Origin of the sequence: Mycobacterium talmoniae (assembly GCF_001854525.1) — a bacterium.
Taxonomy (GTDB): Bacteria; Actinomycetota; Actinomycetes; order Mycobacteriales; family Mycobacteriaceae; genus Mycobacterium; species Mycobacterium talmoniae.
In genome coordinates, this window is the sequence record NZ_MLQM01000250.1 from 1 (window position 1) to 5,063 (window position 5,063).

The following is a 5,063-nucleotide window of genomic DNA, read 5'->3' on the forward strand; positions in this document are numbered from 1 at the left end:
CTACATCGTGGCGCGGCTGGAGAACCCGACGGCACCGGTCCGGCGGCGGCCCAGCTCGGCGCGGTGGCGCCGATCCCCGGCCCGCCAGACCCCGCCGGTGCAACTGGAGGCCGCGGCCGAGCCGTCGTCGCCGCCCACCCCGGCCACGCCCGCCGCGCTGGCCGCCCGGCGGGCCGGGATCCGCAAATGACCCCCGACACCGCGCCGGTCACCGTGCAGGTGGCCGTCGACCCGCCCTACCCGGTGCTGATCGGCACCGGGTTGCTCGGTGAGCTGGGGGAGGTGCTGGCCGGGCGGCATCGGGTCGCGATCCTGCATCAGCCGACGCTGACCGAAACCGCCGAAGCGGTCCGCAGTTACCTGGCCGATAAGGGCATCGACGCGCACCGCATCGAAATCCCCGACGCCGAAGCCGGCAAGGATCTGCCGGTCGTCGGGTTCATCTGGGAAGTGTTGGGCCGCATCGGGATCGACCGCAAAGACGCGTTGGTCAGCCTGGGCGGCGGCGCGGCCACCGATGTGGCCGGTTTCGCCGCCGCGACCTGGCTGCGTGGGGTGTCGATCGTGCACGTGCCGACCACCCTGCTGGGCATGGTCGACGCGGCCGTCGGCGGCAAGACCGGCATCAACACCGACGCCGGCAAGAACCTGGTGGGCGCCTTCCACCAGCCGGCCGCGGTGCTGGTCGACTTGGCGACCCTGGAAACGTTGCCGCGCAACGAGATCGTGGCCGGCATGGCCGAAATCGTCAAGGCCGGTTTCATCGCCGACCCGGTGATCCTGGACCTCATCGAAGCCGACCCGGCCGCCGCGCTGGACCCCGCCGGCGCGGTGCTGCCGGAGCTGATCCGCCGGGCGATCACCGTCAAGGCCGAGGTCGTGGCCGCCGACGAAAAAGAGTCGCAGCTGCGCGAAATCCTCAACTACGGGCACACATTGGCGCACGCGATCGAGCGCCGGGAACGTTACCAGTGGCGGCACGGCGCGGCCGTGTCGGTGGGGTTGGTGTTTGCTGCCGAGCTGGGCCGGCTGGCCGGCCGGCTTGATGACGCCACCGCCGACCGGCACCGGACCATCCTGACGTCGCTGGGTTTGCCGGTCAGCTACGACGCCGACGCGCTGCCCCAGCTGCTGGAATACATGGCCGGCGACAAGAAGACCCGGGCCGGTGTGTTGCGGTTCGTCGTGCTGGACGCGCTGGCCAAACCCGGCCGGCTCGAAGCCCCGGACCCGTCGCTGCTGGCGGCGGCCTACGCGGAGGTGGGCACCCGATGACCATCAATGTCCTCAACGGCCCGAACCTGGGTCGGTTGGGCCGCCGCGAACCCGAGGTGTACGGCAACACCACCCACGACGACCTGGTGGCGCTCCTCGAGGTCGAGGCCGCCGACCTCGGTGTGAAAGTGGTGGTGCGGCAAAGCGACAGCGAAGCCCAGCTGCTGGAGTGGATCCACGCCGCCGCCGATGCGGGTGACCCGGTGATCCTCAATGCCGGTGGCCTGACCCACACTTCGGTGGCGCTGCGCGATGCGTGCGCCGAACTGCGTGCCCCGCTCATCGAGGTGCACATCTCCAATGTGCATGCCCGCGAGGAGTTTCGGCGGCACTCCTACCTGAGCCCGGTCGCCACCGGCGTGATCGTCGGGCTGGGGGTGCAGGGCTACCTGTTGGCGCTGCGCTACCTGGCCGAAACCGGTTAGGGCTTCGGCCGGTCCTCGGGCGGGATGACGCCGGTGGTCTCCTCGTCGGGCGCGATGCCGCCGGCGGCCTCGGTGGGGAACTCCTCGGTCGGGCCGGCGTCGGGGTAATACAGGGTGCCCCCGGCCGTCACCGCGCTCGCGGCCGCCGTCGCGTCGTCGCCGGCCTCCGCGCCGCCCACGCTGACCGCGGCGAACACGTCGGTGTCGGCCCGGTCCTCGCCGGCGGCGGCCAGGCCGTGGTGGCGCACCGGCGCCTTCGCCAGCTGCCGGTCGACGCGCCACCGGCCGACCGCAACCCCGGCCAGCGCCGCCAAGAACACCAGCAGGGCGGTGAACGCCGCGAAGGTGGTGAGCTCGTTGAGGATCCCGCCGGTGTACAGCGCCTTGTCGAACAGCCCGAGCAGCCACGCCACCACACCGCTCAGCGCCCCGGCCACCAGACCGGCGACCAGCCACACCATCGCCAGGTCGGCGCGGCGATCCGGGTCCGGGTTGGCCATGGCGTCGGCGCGGCCGTCGCGCAGCCCCCAGACCACCGCGCCGACCGCGAAGATCAGCACCAGCGCCACGCTGATCAACCCCGCCCACGTCGGGAAGGTGTTGATCAGCGCACCCTGAACCACCCGGACCACGAGCATCGCGGCCGCCAACACCAATCCGCGCAACAACCAGTTCCTCATGGGGCCACAGCGTAGCGAGTACCGTCGACGGGCGTGACACATTCCCAGCGCCGCGACAACCTGCGCGCCCGCCTGCAGGCCGCCGAACTGGACGCGATGCTGGTCAGCGACCTGACCAACGTGCGCTACCTGTCCGGGTTCACCGGCTCCAACGCCGCGCTGCTGGTGTTCGCCGACGACCGGCCGCCGGTGCTGGCCACCGACGGCCGGTACCGCACCCAGGCCGCGCAGCAGGCCCCCGATCTCGAGGTGGCCATCGAGCGGGCCTGCGGACGGCACCTGGTGGCGCGGGCCGACGCGGCCGGGGTGGGGCGGCTGGGCTTTGAGAGCCACGTGCTCACCGTGGACGGGTTCGAGGCGCTGACCGCCGAGGTGGACCCGGCGACCACCGAGCTGGTGCGCGCGGCCGGCACGGTGGAAGCGCTGCGCGAGGTCAAGGACGCCGGCGAGTTGGCGCTGCTACGGCTGGCCTGCGAGGCCGCCGACGCCGCGTTGACCGACCTGCTGGACCGGGGCGGGCTGCGGCCGGGCCGCACCGAACGCGAGGTGGGCCGCGAACTGGAGGCCCTGATGCTCGACCACGGCGCCGACGGGGCGTCGTTCGAGACGATCGTGGCCGCCGGGGCGAACTCCGCCATCCCGCATCACCGGCCGACCGACGCGGTGCTGGCCGCCGGCGACTTCGTCAAGATCGATTTCGGGGCGCTGGTGGCCGGCTACCACTCCGACATGACCCGCACGTTCATCCTGGGCCCGGCAGCCGACTGGCAACGCGACGTCTACCGGCTGGTGGCCACCGCCCAGCGGGCCGGCCGCGACGCGCTGGCGGCCGGCGCCGACCTGGCCGAGGTGGACGGCGCGGCACGGCGGGTGATCGCCGACGCCGGGCACGGCGAGCGCTTCGGCCACGGCCTGGGCCACGGGGGGGGGGTAGAAATCCACGAAGCGCCCGGGATCAACGCGAAGGCCGCCGGTACACTGCTTGCTGGCTCCGTGGTGACCGTGGAGCCCGGTGTCTATTTGCCCGAGCGCGGCGGTGTTCGCATTGAGGACACGCTGGTCGTGGCCCCGGACACCGCCGGGCAGGACCCGGAATTGCTGACTCGGTTCCCCAAGGAACTGACCATCTTGTAGGAGACATACCGACGTGGCATCCACTGCCGACTTCAAGAACGGACTCGTCCTGGTCATCGACGGCCAGCTGTGGCAGATCGTCGAGTTCCAGCACGTCAAACCAGGTAAGGGTCCGGCGTTCGTGCGGACCAAGCTGAAGAACGTGGTGTCCGGCAAGGTGGTCGACAAGACCTACAACGCCGGGGTCAAGGTGGAGACCGCCACCGTGGACCGGCGCGACACCACCTACCTGTACCGCGACGGCTCGGACTTCGTGTTCATGGACAGCGAGGACTACGAACAGCACCCGCTGCCGGAGACGCTGGTCGGCGACGCGGCGAACTACCTGCTGGAGAGCATGCCGGTGCAGATCGCGTTCCACAACGGCGCCCCGCTGTACCTGGAGCTGCCGGTCAGCGTCGAGCTGGAGATCACCCACACCGAGCCGGGCCTGCAGGGCGACCGGTCCAACGCCGGCACCAAACCGGCCACCGTGGAAACCGGTGCGCAGATCAACGTGCCGCTGTTCATCAACACCGGCGACAAGATCAAGGTCGACACCCGCGACGGCAGCTACCTGGGCCGCGTGAATGCCTGACCATGCCTGACGGCAAGCCGGTCAAGGGCCGGCACCAGGCCCGCAAACGCGCCGTCGACCTGCTGTTTGAGGCCGAGGCCCGCGGGTTGACCCCGGCGGAGGCGGCCGAGGCGCGCACCGCGTTGGCCGCGGCCAAACCGGAGGTGGCCGCGGTGCACCCGTACACGGCCGCGGTGGCCCGCGGGGTGACCGAGCACGCCGCCCACATCGACGACCTGATCACCTCGCACCTGCAGGGCTGGACGTTGGAGCGGCTGCCGGCGGTGGATCGGGCCATCCTGCGGGTGGCGGTGTGGGAGTTGCTGCACGCCGACGACGTGCCGGAACCGGTCGCCGTCGATGAGGCGGTGCAACTGGCCAAGGAGCTGTCCACCGACGACTCGCCGGGTTTCGTCAACGGCGTGTTGGGGCAGGTGATGTTGGTGACGCCGCAGATCCGGGCGGCCGCCCAGGCGGTGCGGGGCAGCCAGGAATCGTGACCCGGGGGCGTTGCACAGCCAACCGATGGGAAGGAGCGGCGCCGAGTGACTCGCCTGGAGCTGCGCGTGCTGGTCGCCGGGGTACTGGCGGCGACGGTGGTGCTCGGTGCGGTGGTGTGCGCGGCCTACGGGCTGGCGGTGGTCGCGGCGGCGCTGGCGATCTACGCGCTGGGGGTGGGCGCCTGGCTGTACCACGCGATTGAGCGGCTCGTCGTCGCCCGGCGGATCAGCACGGTGCGCGCGGCGGCCAAGCCGTTCCAGCCGATGCTGCCGGTGATGGCCGCGATGATGGGGTTGATGCAGGCGGTGGTGCGGTCGCTGTCCGACGTCACCGAGGTCCCGGCGCGGCGCTGGCGGGCGATCGGTCGGCGCGGCGAAGACGACTGAACCCGTCGGCCGCTCACGCGGGCCGCTCACGCGGGCCGCTCACGCGGGCCGCTCACGCGGGCCGCTCACGCGGGCCGCTCACGCGGGCCGCTCACGCGGGCCGCTC

The 5,063-nt window shown here is 71.9% G+C and carries 7 protein-coding genes and 1 pseudogene; 7 read left to right on the forward strand and 1 reads right to left on the reverse strand.

Annotated elements, in window-relative coordinates; all coding sequences use genetic code 11:
* From BKN37_RS29400 to aroQ, 3 genes and pseudogenes are all read left to right on the forward strand, one after another.
* A pseudogene (locus tag BKN37_RS29400) lies at positions 1–190 on the forward strand (shikimate kinase); the annotation flags it as partial.
* Positions 187–1,275 (forward strand): 3-dehydroquinate synthase, encoded by a 1,089-nt coding sequence (gene aroB, locus BKN37_RS25590; protein ID WP_071029922.1) that lies wholly within the window; start codon positions 187–189, stop codon positions 1,273–1,275. The pseudogene BKN37_RS29400 and the gene aroB, both read left to right, overlap by 4 nt.
* Entirely contained in the window at positions 1,272–1,700 is a 429-nt protein-coding gene (gene aroQ, locus BKN37_RS25595) for a type II 3-dehydroquinate dehydratase (RefSeq protein WP_071029924.1), read from the forward strand. The genes aroB and aroQ overlap by 4 nt, the downstream gene beginning before the upstream one ends.
* Here aroQ and BKN37_RS25600 read toward each other — a convergent pair.
* A complete protein-coding gene (locus tag BKN37_RS25600) occupies positions 1,697–2,380 on the reverse strand; it encodes a B-4DMT family transporter (protein ID WP_165964978.1) in 684 nt (227 codons plus the stop codon). The two genes, aroQ and BKN37_RS25600, sit on opposite strands and share 4 nt — an antisense overlap.
* Positions 2,381–2,413: 33 nt before the next feature.
* On the opposite strand from BKN37_RS25600, the gene BKN37_RS25605 reads away from it, so the two are divergent.
* Genes BKN37_RS25605 through BKN37_RS25620 form a run of 4 tightly spaced genes read left to right on the forward strand, consistent with a single transcriptional unit; the run spans position 2,414 to position 4,957 of the window.
* A complete protein-coding gene (locus BKN37_RS25605) occupies positions 2,414–3,514 on the forward strand; it encodes a M24 family metallopeptidase (protein ID WP_071029925.1) in 1,101 nt (366 codons plus the stop codon).
* 13 nt (positions 3,515–3,527) lie between these two features.
* Positions 3,528–4,091, forward strand: coding sequence for an elongation factor P (gene efp / locus BKN37_RS25610; RefSeq protein WP_071029927.1), 564 nt, complete (start codon positions 3,528–3,530; stop codon positions 4,089–4,091).
* Between the two features lie 2 nt (positions 4,092–4,093).
* Positions 4,094–4,570 (forward strand): transcription antitermination factor NusB, encoded by a 477-nt coding sequence (gene nusB / locus BKN37_RS25615; protein ID WP_071029929.1) that lies wholly within the window; start codon positions 4,094–4,096, stop codon positions 4,568–4,570.
* A gap of 45 nt (positions 4,571–4,615) precedes the next feature.
* Complete coding sequence (locus tag BKN37_RS25620; RefSeq protein ID WP_071029931.1) at positions 4,616–4,957, forward strand: antitermination protein NusB; 342 nt, start codon at positions 4,616–4,618, stop codon at positions 4,955–4,957.
* Positions 4,958–5,063 lie beyond the last annotated feature (106 nt).